General features: G+C 63.4%; 17 protein-coding genes. 9 read left to right on the top strand and 8 right to left on the bottom strand.

Annotation, left to right across the window (positions count from 1 at the left end):
- Nucleotides 1-15: 15 nt before the first annotated feature.
- Nucleotides 16-1,698 carry an electron transfer flavoprotein-ubiquinone oxidoreductase gene (locus HAD_RS09800; RefSeq protein WP_035570787.1) on the bottom strand — a complete coding sequence of 561 codons (1,683 nt, stop codon included), beginning with the start codon at nt 1,696-1,698 and terminating at the stop codon, nt 16-18.
- A 93-nt stretch (nt 1,699-1,791) separates the two neighbouring features.
- Between HAD_RS09800 and HAD_RS09795 the strand changes: the two genes are divergently transcribed.
- A complete protein-coding gene (locus tag HAD_RS09795) occupies nt 1,792-2,577 on the top strand; it encodes a uracil-DNA glycosylase (protein ID WP_035570786.1) in 786 nt (261 codons plus the stop codon).
- Nucleotides 2,577-3,260, top strand: a complete 684-nt coding sequence (locus HAD_RS09790; RefSeq protein WP_035570785.1) for a TIGR04283 family arsenosugar biosynthesis glycosyltransferase — start codon at nt 2,577-2,579, stop codon at nt 3,258-3,260. Before HAD_RS09795 ends, HAD_RS09790 begins: the two co-directional genes overlap by 1 nt.
- Here HAD_RS09790 and HAD_RS09785 read toward each other — a convergent pair.
- Nucleotides 3,257-3,802 (bottom strand): hypothetical protein, encoded by a 546-nt coding sequence (locus tag HAD_RS09785; RefSeq protein ID WP_035570780.1) that lies wholly within the window; start codon nt 3,800-3,802, stop codon nt 3,257-3,259. The two genes, HAD_RS09790 and HAD_RS09785, sit on opposite strands and share 4 nt — an antisense overlap.
- A gap of 75 nt (nt 3,803-3,877) precedes the next feature.
- Here HAD_RS09785 and HAD_RS09780 point away from each other — a divergent pair, with 75 nt between their 5' ends.
- The 3 genes from HAD_RS09780 (at nt 3,878) to HAD_RS09770 (ending at nt 6,182) form a co-directional block, all read left to right on the top strand.
- Nucleotides 3,878-4,483, top strand: coding sequence for a TIGR04282 family arsenosugar biosynthesis glycosyltransferase (locus HAD_RS09780; protein ID WP_035570778.1), 606 nt, complete (start codon nt 3,878-3,880; stop codon nt 4,481-4,483).
- 75 nt (nt 4,484-4,558) lie between these two features.
- On the top strand, nt 4,559-4,963 hold the full coding sequence (locus HAD_RS09775) for a BLUF domain-containing protein (RefSeq protein WP_051596091.1): 405 nt from the start codon (nt 4,559-4,561) through the stop codon (nt 4,961-4,963).
- A gap of 85 nt (nt 4,964-5,048) precedes the next feature.
- A complete protein-coding gene (locus HAD_RS09770) occupies nt 5,049-6,182 on the top strand; it encodes a PA0069 family radical SAM protein (protein ID WP_035570777.1) in 1,134 nt (377 codons plus the stop codon).
- 3 nt (nt 6,183-6,185) lie between these two features.
- Here the strand turns inward: HAD_RS09770 and HAD_RS09765 are convergent, their stop codons facing one another.
- The 4 genes from HAD_RS09765 to HAD_RS09750 form a co-directional block, all read right to left on the bottom strand.
- The gene (locus tag HAD_RS09765; protein ID WP_035570776.1) at nt 6,186-6,557 is read right to left on the bottom strand and encodes a DUF779 domain-containing protein; all 372 of its coding nucleotides are present in this window, start codon (nt 6,555-6,557) and stop codon (nt 6,186-6,188) included.
- Between the two features lie 81 nt (nt 6,558-6,638).
- The gene (adh, locus tag HAD_RS09760; RefSeq protein WP_035570775.1) at nt 6,639-8,162 is read right to left on the bottom strand and encodes an aldehyde dehydrogenase; all 1,524 of its coding nucleotides are present in this window, start codon (nt 8,160-8,162) and stop codon (nt 6,639-6,641) included.
- Between the two features lie 142 nt (nt 8,163-8,304).
- Complete coding sequence (locus HAD_RS09755) at nt 8,305-9,279, bottom strand: GAF domain-containing protein (protein ID WP_035570774.1); 975 nt, start codon at nt 9,277-9,279, stop codon at nt 8,305-8,307.
- Between the two features lie 73 nt (nt 9,280-9,352).
- Complete coding sequence (locus HAD_RS09750) at nt 9,353-9,967, bottom strand: trimeric intracellular cation channel family protein (RefSeq protein WP_035570773.1); 615 nt, start codon at nt 9,965-9,967, stop codon at nt 9,353-9,355.
- A gap of 249 nt (nt 9,968-10,216) precedes the next feature.
- Here HAD_RS09750 and HAD_RS09745 point away from each other — a divergent pair, with 249 nt between their 5' ends.
- Entirely contained in the window at nt 10,217-11,299 is a 1,083-nt protein-coding gene (locus tag HAD_RS09745) for a site-specific DNA-methyltransferase (RefSeq protein ID WP_035570772.1), read from the top strand.
- Nucleotides 11,300-11,326: 27 nt separating this feature from the next.
- On the opposite strand, the gene HAD_RS09740 is transcribed toward HAD_RS09745, so the two are convergent.
- Nucleotides 11,327-11,911, bottom strand: coding sequence for a LysE family translocator (locus HAD_RS09740; protein ID WP_035570769.1), 585 nt, complete (start codon nt 11,909-11,911; stop codon nt 11,327-11,329).
- Between the two features lie 77 nt (nt 11,912-11,988).
- A complete protein-coding gene (gene mutY / locus HAD_RS09735; protein ID WP_241765340.1) occupies nt 11,989-13,044 on the bottom strand; it encodes an A/G-specific adenine glycosylase in 1,056 nt (351 codons plus the stop codon).
- Nucleotides 13,045-13,064: 20 nt separating this feature from the next.
- Here mutY and HAD_RS09730 point away from each other — a divergent pair, with 20 nt between their 5' ends.
- From HAD_RS09730 to HAD_RS09720, 3 genes are all read left to right on the top strand, one after another.
- A complete protein-coding gene (locus tag HAD_RS09730; protein ID WP_035570765.1) occupies nt 13,065-13,619 on the top strand; it encodes a DUF721 domain-containing protein in 555 nt (184 codons plus the stop codon).
- A 2-nt stretch (nt 13,620-13,621) separates the two neighbouring features.
- A complete protein-coding gene (locus HAD_RS09725) occupies nt 13,622-14,278 on the top strand; it encodes a thioredoxin domain-containing protein (RefSeq protein ID WP_035570762.1) in 657 nt (218 codons plus the stop codon).
- A gap of 88 nt (nt 14,279-14,366) precedes the next feature.
- Complete coding sequence (locus tag HAD_RS09720) at nt 14,367-15,119, top strand: thioredoxin domain-containing protein (RefSeq protein WP_162177493.1); 753 nt, start codon at nt 14,367-14,369, stop codon at nt 15,117-15,119.
- Nucleotides 15,120-15,127 lie beyond the last annotated feature (8 nt).

The following is a 15,127-nucleotide window of genomic DNA, read 5'->3' as shown; positions in this document are numbered from 1 at the left end:
CCGGTAACGGTCCAATCACATGTTCGGGTAAGCCGGTCCGCCGCCACCTTCCGGCACGGTCCAGTTGATGTTCTGGTTCGGATCCTTGATATCGCAGGTCTTGCAGTGGATGCAGTTCTGCGAGTTGATCTGGAACTTCAGCTCGCCGCCTTCCTCGATCCACTCATACACGCCTGCCGGGCAGTAACGTGCCGACGGGCCGTCAAAGACATCGTGCTCGGAAGATTTCTGCAGGGCGAGGTCAGCGACCTTCAGGTGCACCGGCTGGTCTTCCTCGTGGAATGTGTTGGTGAAGGAGACGTTGGTGAGCTTGTCGAAGCTGATCACGCCATCAGGTTTCGGATAGTCGATCGGCTTGAAGTTCTTGGCCGGCTGCAGCGATTTCGCATCCGACTTGCCGTGCTTCAGCGTGCCGAAGAAGGAGAAGCCACCAAACAGGCTGGAGATCCACATTTCGATGCCGCCCATCGGGATGCCGATGACGGTGCCGAGTTTCGACCAAAGCGGCTTCACGTTCCGGACCGTCTTCAGCTCCTTGTAGACCGAAGACTGGGCGTAAGCGTCTTCATAGCTTTCCAGCGTGTCGCCCTGACGGCCGTCCTTGATGGCGGTAAAGGCCGCTTCAGCGCCCATCATGCCGGTCAGGATAGCGTTGTGGCTGCCCTTGATGCGCGGCACGTTGACGAAGCCGGCGCCGCAACCGATCAGCGCGCCGCCCGGGAAGGCCAGCTTCGGAACGGACTGGAAGCCGCCCTCGGTGATCGCACGGGCGCCATAAGCCACCCGCTTGCCGCCTTCGAGATGCGGCAGCACAGCCGGATGGTGCTTGAAGCGCTGGAATTCCTGATACGGCGAAATGTACGGATTGGCGTAGTTCAGGTGAACCACGAAGCCGACCGAGATGAACGGCTCGCCATTGTCGCGGAAGTGATAGAGGAAGCTGCCGCCGCCGGTCTTGTTGTCGAGCGGCCAGCCCATCGTGTGCTGGACATAGCCTTCCCGGAACTGCTCTTCCGGCACGGACCACAGCTCTTTCAGGCCAATGCCGAACTTCTGCGGATCGCGGCCTTCATCGAGATTGAACTTCGCGATCAATTCCTTGGTGAGCGAGCCGCGGGCGCCTTCAGCGAACAGGACATATTTGCCCAACAGTTCCATGCCCGGCTGGTAGTCGCCCTTGTGGCTGCCGTCAGCGGCGATGCCCATGACGCCGGAGACGACGCCTTTCACGCGGCCGTCTTCGCCGTAAACGACTTCAGAGGCGGCAAAGCCCGGAAAGACTTCCACGCCGAGATTCTCGGCTTCCTGGCCCAGCCAGCGGGTCACGTTCGCGAGCGAGCCGGTATAGTTGCCGTGGTTCTTCATGAAGCCCGGCATCGGCAGCCAGGAAATGTCTGCAACGCCTTCCGGGCCGAGGAACATGAATTTGTCGGCGGAGACTTCCGTTTTCAGCGGACGGTCGTCACGTGTGCGCCAATCGGGGATCAGCTTGTCCAGGCCGACCGGATCCATCACGACACCCGACAAGATGTGCGCGCCGATCTCGCCGCCTTTTTCCAGAACCACGACAGACAGGTCTTCGCCTGCCTCGTTCGCCAGTTGTTTAAACCTGATGGCGGCTGACAGACCGGACGGGCCCCCGCCCACGATCACCAGGTCGAACTCCATCGATTCCCGTTCCATAGCGTCATCCGCCATTGGTTTCTCCTCGCTTCGGCCTTAGAGTTGCCGCCCATATCTGCAATTAGTTAAGCACTTACAATGTCTGCCGCGAAGGTCCAGAGCTTCTGAATGCCCGCCCCTGCGTCAATCACTGCCATCGATGCCCTCACTGACTGGTGGGAGGAGATGGGCGTGGACGTGGATCACGCCCGCGTCGATGCCCTCCTGAAGGCTGCAGAATCAACAGGTTCTGCTGCACCGCAGCAATCTGCACCTGTTCGCCAGCGCCGCCGGAAACCCACCAATTGGGTCGATGAGGCCCGCTCACAGGCCGCAGGGTGCGACACTCTGGACGCCCTTAAGGCGGTGATCGAATCGTTCGAGGGCAGCCCGCTCAAGGCCGCGGCGCACTCAACCGTGGTCTATGACGGCACCGAGGGCGCCAGCCTGATGGTGATCGGCGAAGGCCCCGGCGCGGAGGAGGACCGGCGCGGCCTGCCTTTTGTCGGCAAGGCGGGGCAGCTGTTGGACCGGATGCTGGCCGCCATCGAGCGGACCCGCCAGGCCAACGCCTTCATCACCAACGTCAATTACTGGCGCCCGCCCGGCAACCGGAACCCCGACCAGGAAGAGCTGGACGTCTGCCGCCCCTTCGTCGACCGGATGATCGAGCTGAACCAGCCGAAGCTGATCGTCGCGGCTGGCGGTGTCCCGGCCAAGGCCCTGCTGGACACGCAGGACGGCATCATGCGCCTGCGCGGCTCCGAACATGTGTTCACCACGGCCGGCGGCTATTCGGTGCCGCTGATTCCGCTGCTGCACCCGGCCTACCTGCTGCGCCGCCCGCAGGAAAAGAGCCGCGCGTGGCGGGATTTGCAGCTGGTGGAGCAGCGCCTCGGCGAGCTGGGCGGCTGATGCCTGCCCCCCTGTCCATTGTCATTCCGACGCTGAACGCGGAGGCCGAACTGCCGCTGTGCCTGGAAAGCCTGATGCCGGGGCTGGAGGCCGGGCTGATCCGGGAGGTCGTCGTGGCCGATGGCGGGTCTGAGGATGCGACGCCGAAAATCGCGGGGGCGATGGGGGCCAATCTGGTCACCGGCGCACGCGGACGTGGGGCGCAGCTGGCTGCCGGAGCGGCCGCCGCGCGGGGTGACTGGCTACTGTTTCTGCATGCCGATACCGCGCTTTCCCGTGACTGGGCCGAGCGCACAGGCGATCATGTCATGACTAAACCGGACCATGCCGCGTTCTTCGAGCTGCGTTTCCGGTCCGATGCGCGCGCGGCCCGGACTTTGGAGAAACGCGCCAACCGCCGCGCCCGGATGCTGGGCCTGCCCTATGGCGATCAGGGGCTGCTGATCAGCCGGAAACTTTATGATGAGGTCGGCGGTTATCAGGACGTCCCGCTGATGGAGGATGTGATGATCGTCCGCGCCATCGGCAAGCGGCGTCTCGTCCAGCTGAATGCCGAGGCACGCACCTCCGCCGCCAAATATGAGCGCGACGGCTGGCGCAAGCGGTCATGGCACAATGCGGCCCTGCTCGCCCGTTTCCTGCTGGGGGCCAGCCCGGACGCGCTGGCGAAGCGCTACACCTAGTCGCCGTCCCACCAGACCGGATCGTCGAAATAGACCTTGTGCGAGGCGCGCAGGTAATCCGCAAGCGAAGCCTTGGTCGGCAGGCCGCAGGTGTAGGAGTCGAGCTTTTCGATCCCATACGCCTCGCGTTCTGCCTCGCTGACATCGTCGCACCAGGGCAGTTCGATATCGAACGCCTTCACGCCGTCCACATCGAATTCCGGCGCGCGGCGGGCGACGCTGACGACATAGGCCGTCTCATCGTCTTCCACCATTTTGACCTCGGCCAGCCAGACCGGCCCCATTTCTGTCTCCATGAGCGGCGCGAAACGGATGCCGACCGGCCCGTCATCCTCATCCGGGGGCGGCATCATCAGGTAGCCCTTGTTGCCCCGGTTGGGGACGGTGCGAGCGCAATCATCCGCGGCGCTGCAGACAAGGATCGTGGAGGCCTCATCAAGGCGGACTGCCTCGCCCTCGGGGATAAATGGCGTGTCGCTCATGAAACAGGCAGACAGGAACGCCGCAGCCCCTATCGCCAAAGTGCTGATCAGGCGTTGCATGAGAAGACCTCCTTTTTGGCCCGGATTTGATTTCACCATCTTTCGCCGGGCACCAGACGAAAGTAAGGCATTGGCATGGGACGTCCAACTCTTCTCGTTTTCGCCAAGCCGCCGCGCATCGGCCTGTCCAAGACAAGGCTGGCCAAAGGCATCGGGCCAGCGGCCGCCCGGCGCATCGCCGGCTTCACCCAGGCGCGCACCTTTCGCGCGGCCCTGCAGTCCGGCTGTGACACGATCATCTATGCCGCGCCGGACAGCGCGCTGCGTGCTGTCACCACGACAGGATGGCCAGCCCACCTGCCACGCCGCAGCCAGGGCGAGGGCACGCTGACGGAACGGCTGGAAAAGGGGCTGAACGAAGCGCCGCCCGGCCCGGTCCTGTTCATCGGAACCGACGCGCCGGACGTTTCGGCCGCGCTGCTGCGCCAGGCGGTCCGCCTGCTGGCCCGGCATGACGCGATCTTTGGCCCGGCCGAGGATGGCGGCTTCTGGCTGTTCGGCATCAACAAAAGCGCGCGGACCCATTCGCCCTTCCGGAACGTGCGCTGGTCCGGCCCGCACGCGATGCAGGATGTGTGGTCGAACCTGCCCGGCCACGCGAATATCGGCCTGTTGCCCATGCTGATGGACATCGACCAGCTGAGCGACTGGCGCGCCTGGAACCGCAGGGATCACGCTTGACGGAGCCGCAAAAACTGCGCCTAAGATTTGCCAGTCTGGCAACCCGGCCGAAGGCCATACAGATCAAGGGCTTACATGTTCCGGCTTATTTATGTCAGCACGGCCAAATTCGGTCTGGCAGAGACTGATCTCGCAAACATCCTGGAGCAGGCGACAACGGCCAATGCCCAACGCGGCATGACGGGCGTCCTGCTGTTCAATGGGCTGAATTTCCTGCAGATGCTCGAAGGCGAGCAGCGCGACGTGATGGAGATTTTCAACCGCATCGTCCGGGATTCGCGCCACACATCGGTGGTCACCGTCCTGCAGGAACCGGCAGATGAGCGGGTCTTCCCGGACTGGTCCATGCAGCTCAAGGCAAGACCGTCGACGGCCAATCCCGGCTTTGGGGACGGCACCGACTTCTCTGACGTGACCGACCGGCCCATGCCGGAACACCTGTCGCGCATCTTCGGAAATTTCGACACGCTGAAGGGCTGAACGCGCCCGGCCCATCCACAGGAAACGACGTCCTTCTGCCAATTTTGTTCTTGATTTGTTCTGATCTGCGTGGCCTTCTGCCAGCATGCGCACCGGACAGAAACTCTCCCCCAAAGGCCGTGTCAGCCTGATCGACACACAGGCCGCCACCGAACGCGCCACACAGCGCGGACGGGGGGCTGTCTCGAACCAGACCGGACGGTTCGAGAAAGAGACCCGCTTCGCCTTCGATGATGGCTGGGACACGATCGAACAGGATGCCGCCCGGATCGAGACGCTGGTGATGCCGGAAACGGCGCGGACGGTGATCACCTTCAACCGCTCGCCCGACATTTCCTTCGACCGGACGATCAACCCCTATCGCGGCTGCGAGCATGGCTGCATCTATTGCTTTGCCCGGCCCAGCCATGCCTTCCACGGGCTGTCCGCCGGTCTCGATTTCGAAAGCCGGCTTTTCTACAAGACCAATGCGATCCGGCAGCTGGAATGGGAACTTTCCCGCCCCGGCTATGTCTGCCGCCCCATCGCGCTGGGCATGAACACCGACGCCTACCAGCCGATCGAACGAACCTACAAGATGACCCGGCAGGTGCTGGAAATGCTGGCGGCGCACAACCACCCTGTCAGCCTGCTGACGAAATCCGCCCTGATCCAGCGCGACATCGACCTGCTGGCCCCCATGGCCGAAAAAGGCCTGGTCCGGGCCGGCGTGTCGATCACAACGCTGGACCGCGCGCTTTCCCGCAAGATGGAGCCGCGCGCCGCCACGCCGCAGCGGCGGCTGGAAACGGTGCGCGCCCTCAGCGAGGCGGGCATTCCGGTCACCGTGATGACGGCGCCGGTCATCCCGGCGCTGAACGATCATGAGATCGAGGCCCTGCTGGAAGCTGCCGCCGCCCATGGCGCAGGCGGCGCGGGCTATGTGCTGCTGCGCCTGCCGCACGAGATCAAGGACCTGTTCCATGAATGGCTGGTCCAGCATGTGCCCGACCGGGCCGCAAAGGTGATCAACACCATGCGCGACATGCGCGGCGGCAAGGATTACGACGCCCGCTGGAACGAGCGTATGCGCGGGCGCGGCCCGGTGGCGGACCTGATCGCGAAACGCTTCGCCCGGGCAACAAAGCGGCTCGGCCTCGGCAATGCCCGTCCGTCCCTGCGCACGGATCTGTTCGCCCCGCCGGTTCAGCCGGGCGGCCAGATGGCGCTGGACCTCTAGACCTCAGCCCAGCGCATCCAATTCGCCCGCATCGAAGACGCGGCTTCGCGTCAGGAAGCGCTGCTCCCGTCCATTGTCCAGCGAGAACATGCCGCCCCGCCCCGGCACCACATCCAGGATCAGCTGCGTATGTTTCCACGCCTCAAACTGGCTGGCGGAGATATAGACGGGCACGCCGTCGATCTCGCCCAGCTTCACATCCCGTTCGCCAACCTTGAAATCGTCTGCCGGGTAGCACATCGGGCTGGACCCGTCGCAGCACCCGCCGGACTGGTGGAACAGGATCTCCGGATAGTCCTGCCGGATTTCCGCAATCAGGCGCCGCGCCGCATCCGTGGCGGTCACGCGCGGGGGCTGTCTGTTATCTTCTGTCATCGGATGACCTCCGGAAAGGATCGGACGGCCCCGGCCTAAGCTGCCACCGGGACCGTCCCCTGCCGCCACACCGCGGCAGGATCAGAAGAAGCCGAGCTTCTTCGGAGAGTAGGAGACCAGCATGTTCTTGGTCTGCTGGTAGTGATCCAGCATCTTCGAATGGTTCTCCCGGCCGATGCCCGATTGCTTGTAACCGCCGAACGCCGCATGGGCCGGATAGGCGTGGTAGCAATTGGTCCACACGCGCCCGGCCTGGATGCCGCGGCCGAAGCGGTAGCAGGTGTTCGCCTCGCGGCTCCACACACCGGCGCCGAGGCCATAGAGCGTGTCATTGGCGATGGCGAGAGCGTCCGCTTCGTCCTTGAACGTCGTGACGGAGACGACCGGACCGAAGATTTCCTCCTGGAACACACGCATCTTGTTGTGGCCTTTGAGAACCGTCGGCTGGATGTAATAGCCGCCGGAAAGATCCCCGCCGAGATTGGCCGCCTCGCCGCCGATCAGCACTTCGGCGCCCTCCTGGCGGCCGATGTCGAAGTAGGAGAGGATCTTCTCTTTCTGCTCGGAGCTGGCCTGCGCGCCGATCATCGTGGCAGGGTCCAGCGGGTTGCCCTGCTTGATCTCGGCCACGCGTTTCAGGGCGCGTTCCATGAAGCGGTCATAGATGTTTTCATGGATCAGCGCGCGCGACGGACAGGTGCACACCTCGCCCTGGTTCAGGGCGAACATGACGAAGCCTTCGATCGCCTTGTCGAGATAGTCATCGTCCGCACGCATCACATCCTCGAAGAAGATGTTCGGCGACTTGCCGCCCAGTTCCAGCGTCACCGGGATCAGGTTTTCGGACGCATACTGCATGATCAGTCGGCCCGTCGTCGTCTCGCCGGTGAAGGCGATCTTGGCGATGCGGTTACTGGAGGCGAGCGGCTTGCCCGCCTCCAGGCCAAAGCCGTTCACGATGTTGAGCACGCCAGGTGGGAGGATGTCGGCGATAAGCTCTGCAAACACCATGATCGTGGCCGGGGTCTGCTCGGCCGGCTTCAGCACCACGCAATTCCCGGCGGCCAGGGCCGGGGCGAGTTTCCATGCCGCCATCAGGAGGGGGAAGTTCCACGGAATGATCTGGCCAACCACGCCGAGCGGTTCATGGAAATGATAAGCGACCGTGTCATGGTCGATCTCTGAAATGCTGCCTTCCTGCGCGCGGATACAGCCTGCGAAATAGCGGAAATGGTCGATGGCGAGCGGCACGTCGGCGGCCATGGTCTCGCGGATCGGCTTGCCATTGTCCCAGGTCTCGCAGGTGGCGATGAGTTCGAGGTTTTCCTCCAGCACATCAGCGATCTTGTTCAGCATGCCCGCGCGGTCGGCCACCGAGGCCTTGCCCCAGGCGTCTTTCGCAGCGTGCGCGGCGTCCAGCGCCATATCAATGTCGCTGGCATCGGACCGGGCGATCTGGCAGATCACCTTGCCGTTCACCGGGGAGGTGTTGTCGAAATAGCGCCCGGCATTTGGCGCAACGAACTTGCCGCCGATAAAATTGTCATACCGTTCACGGAACGGCGCCTTCATTTCGGATGTGTCGAGAATCTGTGTGTCGGCCATGTCATTTCCTCCAGATCATTGGCGCTCTTCGTCGGGTGCGAAGACTGGGAGGAATGTTCTGCCTGCGGCGGGCGGCTGTCAGCCCGCGTCAATCCGGTGAAATGCGTGATGTGTCTCAGGAATGAGACACATTTGGTGGAAATCAGTCGCGGGAGAGACCGAGCTGGTCCATCCGGCGGTAAAGCGTCGCCCGGCTGATGCCGAGGGCGCGGGCAGCAGCCGCCATGTTGCCATTCGCCCGGGCGATGGCCCTGCGCAGTTCGCGGCGCTCGGCACTTTCGAGACCGACACCGCGTTGTTCGGAATCTCCGAACAGGTCTCCGGCCGGGCGCGGATCGATCCGGTTATCGTGCCCCAGGCCATAGATCGCCCGGGCGGCGCGGGTTGCGCCGACCACGAGATCGTCGCCATCCACGGCCAGCAGCACAGCGCCTTTCTGCCCGTCTCCGGACCCGCGCAGGATGCGCCGCGAAGCAAACGCACTCTGAAAATGATCGGCTTCGATCTGGCGGGCCGCATCGGTCACGGTCTGCGCGATCAGGGCCGCGAAGGGCTGGGTCAGGTCATCCCGGCAGGAAGACACATCCAGCACGGCGGCAATCCCGCCATGCTCGTCGAACACCGGCGCGCCCATGCAGCTCATCACCGTGTTGCGGTCGTGGAAGTGCTGGTCGCGATAGATCGTGACCGCGCGCTGCTCGGCGATGCACGTGCCGATGCCGTTCGTGCCCTGCACCGCTTCGGACCAGACGCCGCCCTCGCAAAGCCCGGCGGCGCGGAACAGTGCGCCATCGCTGTCGGCCATGCGGTGGTCGATCACCACGCCTTCGGTATCGGAAAGGAAGACGCTGCACCCGGCGAGGCCGAGGCTGGCATAGAGGCGGTCCATCACGGGCGCGGAGGTGGCGAGGATCCGGCCGAGGCCATCGCGGCGCTGGTGGAGTTCGGTTTGCTCCAGCCGGGCATCGGCATTGCCGGGGGTGTCCGGCTCCAGGCCGTAAGTCTTCATCGAGCGCGCCCATGAGGCGGCAAGACTGGACTGCGCCGCCGCACTTCGCGACAGGGCCACAGAGCGCACCTTTTCGGCGTGCCCAACCGGCGGATTATCCCGTTTCATAGGCTGGAGAATACCACGCCGGCCGGTCAAACGCACCTTACCGAAAGGTCGTACACCGAACCTGCAACAGGAATTACAGCTGGCTCTTCGGCAGGTGCCAGCCGAAGACCAGCGCGGCCCCGCGCAAAACAAACGCGACCAGCCCGCCGGCCGCAAACGCCCAGCCCTCCGGAACGCCCGAGAAATGCAGCGCGGCATACAGACCCGCGCCCACCATCGCAGCGGTTGCGTAGATCTCTTCCTTCAGCAACAGCGGATCACGGTTCGCGACGACATCGCGCAGCACGCCGCCGCCCGTTCCGGTCAGGATGCCCATGATCACCACGAACAGCGGATCGTGCCCTAGGCTGGCAGTCTTGGCGGCGCCGGCAATCGCGAAGATGGCGAGGCCCAGGGCGTCGGCCCAGCGGATCGGTTTGAATGCATCGACAAAACTGTGCAGGAAAAACGCCATCAACCCACCCGCAATGGCGCACCAGATGATCACCGCATCATACAGCCAGAAAACCGGCTGGTTCAGGATGATGTCGCGGATCGTGCCGCCACCGACAGCCGTGATGATCGCCAGCACGACGGCACCGAAAATGTCCATCTTGTTGCGCACGGCAACAATGCCGCCGGACAGGGCGAACACGAACGCACCAATGGGGTTGGCGAAGGAGAGGATGAGATCGAGGTCGATTATCATGCGGCGCTTCCTAATCCGATTTTCGGCCTACTTCCAATCCCGGCAGACAGCCTCACGAATTGCACAGTAATTCACAGGGTTTTCCACAGATCGCCACACAGCCCTATCCACAACACGAATCAGCCTTTAGTTTCGCTTCCGGAACGATTCGGAGCCGGAACGAGGCGGCGCGGTTAGGGAAACGCTAACCGGAGCGACGCACTGATTCGGGCTTCTGTCTTTCACGCGTTGCGTATTCGGGGCTGTACTATGGAATTGCAAAAGAACGTCATCATGCAGGGCGACTGCATCGATATCCTTTCCCGCCTGCCGGACCGGTCGGTGGACCTCGTCTTTGCGGACCCGCCTTACAACCTCCAGCTTGGCGGCGGCCTGACCCGTCCGGACCAGTCGACCGTCGATGGCGTGGACGATGACTGGGACAAGTTCGACAGTTTCGACGCCTACGATCTGTTCTGCCACCAATGGCTGGAAGAATGCCGCCGCGTCCTGAAGGATGACGGCGCGATCTGGGTGATCGGCTCGTATCACAACATCTTCCGCGTCGGCGCGATCCTGCAGGATCAGGGCTTCTGGATCCAGAATGACGTGATCTGGCTGAAGTCGAACCCGATGCCGAATTTCAAGGGCACCCGTTTCCAGAACGCGCACGAAACGCTGATCTGGGCCGGCAAGTCCGAACGCTCCAAATGCACCTTCAATTATGACGCGCTGAAAGTCTTCAACGAGGACAAGCAGATGCGGTCCGACTGGCTGATCCCGCTTTGCACAGGCGGCGAGCGGCTGAAGGATGAGGACGGCAAGAAGGCCCACCCGACGCAGAAGCCGGAAAGCCTGCTGCACCGCGTCCTGCTGGCGACGACCAATCCCGGCGACACCGTGCTCGACCCGTTCTCCGGCACCGGCACCACCGCCGCCGCCGCAAAACGCCTCGGCCGCAACTATATCGGCATCGAGCGCGACGAAACTTATGCCCGCCTGTCCCGTGCGCGGCTGAAATCCATCCAGCCCATCGACGGCGAAGCGCTGGAAACCGAGAAGAGCAAGAAGTCCCTGCCGCGCGTGCCGTTCGGCGCGCTGCTGGACAGCGGCTGGCTGAAGCCGGGCGACCGCCTGTTCAGCCCGCAGCGCCGCTACCAGGCGCGCATCCGCGTCGACGGCTCGCTGACGACGGGCAACCATTCCGGCTCGATCCACCGCCTCGGCGCCCATGTCCAGCAGGCCCCGGCCTGCAATGGCTGGACCTATTGGCACTATGAGACCGAAAAGCGCGACCTTGCGCCGATCGACCTGCTGCGCCGGCGCTATCGCGAAGAAATGGGGCTGAACTAGGCTCCGCAAGACCGCGCGCAAACGGCGTCAGCCCACCATCATCCAGATGGCGACACCTGCCAGGACAAGGCCGAACAGCCTGTTCAGCAGGTGCGCATGGCGTTCCTCGCTGAACTGGGCCGCGATCCTGTCTCCGATCAGCGTCCACACCGTGAAGGCCACGAGATTGTTGAGCGTGAACACGGTCGTGATCCAAAGCACGGCGCCGGTATGGGAGCCGCCTGACCCGTTCAGGAACTGGCTGAACATCAGGGCAATGATGACATAGGCTTTCGGATTCAGGACCAGCAGAACCGCCCCGTCCATGAACCCCGCCGGTCGCGCATCTTCGACAGTCTCGACCGCGCCAGCCCGGAACAGCTTCCAGGCGAGATAGAGTACATAGGCCGACCCCGCCCATTTGATCGCCACGAACAGACCCGGCAAACGTTCCAGCGTTGCCATAAACCCGAACCCAATAGCCACCGTCACGATCCATGTGGCGAGGTGATAGCCCGCACTGGCCGGGATGGTGGCCCGAACACCGAAGCGGGCCCCATTGGCCGCAAAGAACATGTTTCCCGGGCCGGGGCTGTAGGCGAGCGGGAACAGGAAGACGAGCAATGCAATCATCGGAAGACCTCTCAGGCAGACTTGCCGAGGTCTTTCCCTCTGAGGCTGGTGCAGGCGACCCGATTCTTGCGGTCAGCCTATTTGCCCGCAATCGCCAGCCGGAACGCCTTGGCAAAGACGCTGGGCAGGCCCTCCACCTCATCCAGCGGCACCCAGAAGCCGTCGGCCTTCGGGCGGCGCGGCAGGTCTGCCCGCTGCACGGTGAGGCGCAGGTCGAAATGCGTGAAGACGTGGCGGACTTCGCCGATCTCTTCCCAGCTTGCCTTGAAGGGCGGGACAGGATCTGACCGTTCGCCTTCCACCCAGTCGCTGGTCGGCAGGCCGGCCATGCCGCCGAGCAGGCCCTTGTCCGGCCGCCGCTGCAGCAGGACGTCGCCCTTGTGGATCGCCACATAAGCAGCGCCGCGCCGGACGGGCTTCGCCTTCTTCGGCGGCTTGATGGGGTAGCGTTCCGGTTCGCCTTCCGCCTTGGCGCGGCAATAGCCGGACACCGGACAGATCAGGCAGTTCGGCTTTGTGGGCGTGCACACGGTCGCGCCGAGGTCCATCAGCGCCTCGGCAAAGTCCCCCGGACGGCCTTCCGGAACAAGCCGTTCCACTTCCTTGTGGAGGCGTTTTTTCTCCTGCGCCCAGTCGCCTTTGAGGGCCAGGAGGCGCGCAAAGACCCGGTCGACATTCCCGTCTACCGCGGCGGCTGGCTGATTGAACGCAATCGCGGCAATAGCGCCTGCCGTATAAGGGCCGATCCCCGGCAGCTTTTTCAGCTCCACCGCCGTCTCCGGCCAGCTGCCACGTTCCGCAATCTCCCGCGCACATTTCAGCAGGTTCCGGGCCCGGGCATAATAACCGAGCCCGGCCCAGGCCGTCATGACCTCCTCATCCTTCGCCGCGGCCAGTGCCTCCACGCTTGGCCAGCGGTCTGTAAATTTGTGGAAATACGGCGTGCCGTGGGGGATGGTCGTCTGCTGCAGCATGATCTCGGCCAGCCAGACACGGTAGGGATCGCGCCGCTCGCCCAGCGCCATGCGCCAGGGCAGGTCGCGCCCATGCCGGTCGAACCAGGCAAGCAGATCTGCAGGCAGTTTGTTCAAATCCTCGTGTTTCGGCACAGCCTGCCTTCCCGTTGTCATCATTCCCGTGCAATCTCAGATCAATGGTGACCAGATCAAGCATCGATCCCATCGAGGAGGCCCGCGCGCGGGTGCGCCTGCGCTATATGCGGGGCCGGGCAGCCACGCCGGGCATGTCAAAGGTCGGCGTGGCGGCTGAACGCCTGACCCGCAAGTCCGGCGCGAAAAAGTTGCCGCCGATCCAGGTCCTGAAACGCCGCTGGCGGGAGATTGCCGGAGAGCAGCTCTACAAATTCTGCCGCCCCGAACGCCTCAGCGGCGGCAAGGACGGGCGGGTGCTGACCCTGCGCGTCCTGCCCCAGGCGGCACCGATGGTTCAGCACCAGTCGGAGACCATCCGCCAGCGCGTCTCCGTCGCGGCGGGCGGCGATGTGATTTCGATCAAACTGGTTCAGGGCGCCCTGACGACCACCGAAACCGTCAAGCCGCGCCGCGTCATCCGCCCGCTGACCCCAAAAGAGCGCGCTGACCTCGAAGCGAGCACGGCCGGCATTCAGGACAAAGGGCTGCGACAGGCAATTGTTGCGCTCGGCGCTGCCATGCTAACCGCTGACAATCCAAGGAACACACGGGATTGATCATGTCAGGACTGACCCGACGCCTCGCCATCGCCGCGCTCGCTTGCGTCACCCTTGCCGCGCCTGCCATGGCCCAGGACGCATCAACGGAACCAGATACCGCGATGGAGCTTGGCTGGGTGGAAGGCCAGGCCGATGCGCCTGTCACCGTCATCGAGTATTTCTCGCCGACCTGCAGCCACTGCAAGGAGTTCGCGGAAGACATCCTGCCGATCGTTGAAGAGACCTACATCTCCACCGGCAAGGTGCGCTTCATCATGCGCGAATGGGTCCGCAACTCGGTCGACAGGACGATCCTGACCCAGGCCCGCTGCCTGCCGAAGAAAAACGGCCTCTCCTACCTCAAAGACATCTTCGCCCGTCAGGAGGAGATCTTTGTCGCCGCGCAGGTCGGGACGCTTCCGGGCACACTGCAGATTGTGGGCACGCCCTACGGGATTACCGACAGGGAGAAACTGGACGCCTGCTATCAGGACATGGATATCCGTTTTGACATGCTGGAAGTCGAAAAATCGGCGGAGAAATATGACATTCACGCCACGCCGACCTTCATTGTCGACGGCACAGTCCATCCGGCCACCAAAGCCATGATGACGCCGGAAGGCTTCACCGCTTTCCTCGACGCGGAACTGGCCAAAGCCGCCCCTGAAACCAACTGAACGCACGCCAAAAGTTAACAGCAGCCCCCGCTTCCGTTAACCAGTTGGCAACCCAATCGACTCAATCCTTAACGCGAAAGCCATGATCATGAACCTTCTCTCGAGACGCTCCGCCCTGGCCGCTGTTTCGGCGCTGATGCTTGCTGCTTGTGGCGGCGGCGATGGCGGCTCTGCAACCGGTGTTCCTTCGATCTCGAAGGGCGACCATGTTAAAGGCTCGGAGAGCGCCCCGATCACGATCATCGAATACGCATCGCCGACCTGCCCGGCCTGCAAATACTTCCATGACGACATTCTTCCGGCACTGAGCGAAAAATACGTCGTTACCGGCAAGGTGAAGTTCGTCTTCCGCGAATTCCCGATCCACGAACCGGACGTGCCGTCCTATGTACTGGCCATGTGCGCCGGGGACGGCCAGTTCTTCGACGTGCTGGATGACCTGTTCGCAAATCAGGTGGGCGTCGTTACCGCCGCCCAGAACGGTACGCTGAAAGGCGCGCTGCAGACGATCGGCAAGCGTCACGGTATCGAGACCACGGCCCAGTTCGACGCCTGTATGGAAAACCGCGACTATCGCACCGCGCTGGCCGACAAGTATCAGGTCGCCACGGAGAAGTGGGGCGTCGACTCGACCCCGACTTTCATCATCAATGGCGAGAAACACCTGTTCGGCGGTGAGTTCGGATCGGCCGAAGGCTTCTCGAAATATATTGATGGCCTGCTGGGCGAAGATGCCCCGGCCGACGACACCGAAACGGCCGCTCCGGCTGAAGACACCGCCCCCCAGCCGACCGCCGCTGGCGATGATGCAGGCGTGCCGGAAACCACAGACCAACCATAAGACAAGGG

It is taken from the genome of Hyphomonas adhaerens MHS-3 (genome assembly GCF_000685235.1).
GTDB lineage: Bacteria > Pseudomonadota > Alphaproteobacteria > Caulobacterales > Hyphomonadaceae > Hyphomonas > Hyphomonas adhaerens.
The sequence above is the reverse complement of the archived record's forward strand: the minus strand, read 5'-3'. Positions and strand labels throughout refer to the sequence as shown.

Coding starts and splice junctions, on each gene's coding strand:
- HAD_RS09800 (WP_035570787.1), bottom strand. CDS start 1,698: ATGGCGGATGACGCTATGGAACGGGAATCGATGGAGTTCGACCTGGTG.
- HAD_RS09795 (WP_035570786.1), top strand. CDS start 1,792: ATGCCCGCCCCTGCGTCAATCACTGCCATCGATGCCCTCACTGACTGG.
- HAD_RS09790 (WP_035570785.1), top strand. CDS start 2,577: ATGCCTGCCCCCCTGTCCATTGTCATTCCGACGCTGAACGCGGAGGCC.
- HAD_RS09785 (WP_035570780.1), bottom strand. CDS start 3,802: ATGCAACGCCTGATCAGCACTTTGGCGATAGGGGCTGCGGCGTTCCTG.
- HAD_RS09780 (WP_035570778.1), top strand. CDS start 3,878: ATGGGACGTCCAACTCTTCTCGTTTTCGCCAAGCCGCCGCGCATCGGC.
- HAD_RS09775 (WP_051596091.1), top strand. CDS start 4,559: ATGTTCCGGCTTATTTATGTCAGCACGGCCAAATTCGGTCTGGCAGAG.
- HAD_RS09770 (WP_035570777.1), top strand. CDS start 5,049: ATGCGCACCGGACAGAAACTCTCCCCCAAAGGCCGTGTCAGCCTGATC.
- HAD_RS09765 (WP_035570776.1), bottom strand. CDS start 6,557: ATGACAGAAGATAACAGACAGCCCCCGCGCGTGACCGCCACGGATGCG.
- adh (WP_035570775.1), bottom strand. CDS start 8,162: ATGGCCGACACACAGATTCTCGACACATCCGAAATGAAGGCGCCGTTC.
- HAD_RS09755 (WP_035570774.1), bottom strand. CDS start 9,279: ATGAAACGGGATAATCCGCCGGTTGGGCACGCCGAAAAGGTGCGCTCT.
- HAD_RS09750 (WP_035570773.1), bottom strand. CDS start 9,967: ATGATAATCGACCTCGATCTCATCCTCTCCTTCGCCAACCCCATTGGT.
- HAD_RS09745 (WP_035570772.1), top strand. CDS start 10,217: ATGGAATTGCAAAAGAACGTCATCATGCAGGGCGACTGCATCGATATC.
- HAD_RS09740 (WP_035570769.1), bottom strand. CDS start 11,911: ATGATTGCATTGCTCGTCTTCCTGTTCCCGCTCGCCTACAGCCCCGGC.
- mutY (WP_241765340.1), bottom strand. CDS start 13,044: ATGATGACAACGGGAAGGCAGGCTGTGCCGAAACACGAGGATTTGAAC.
- HAD_RS09730 (WP_035570765.1), top strand. CDS start 13,065: ATGGTGACCAGATCAAGCATCGATCCCATCGAGGAGGCCCGCGCGCGG.
- HAD_RS09725 (WP_035570762.1), top strand. CDS start 13,622: ATGTCAGGACTGACCCGACGCCTCGCCATCGCCGCGCTCGCTTGCGTC.
- HAD_RS09720 (WP_162177493.1), top strand. CDS start 14,367: ATGAACCTTCTCTCGAGACGCTCCGCCCTGGCCGCTGTTTCGGCGCTG.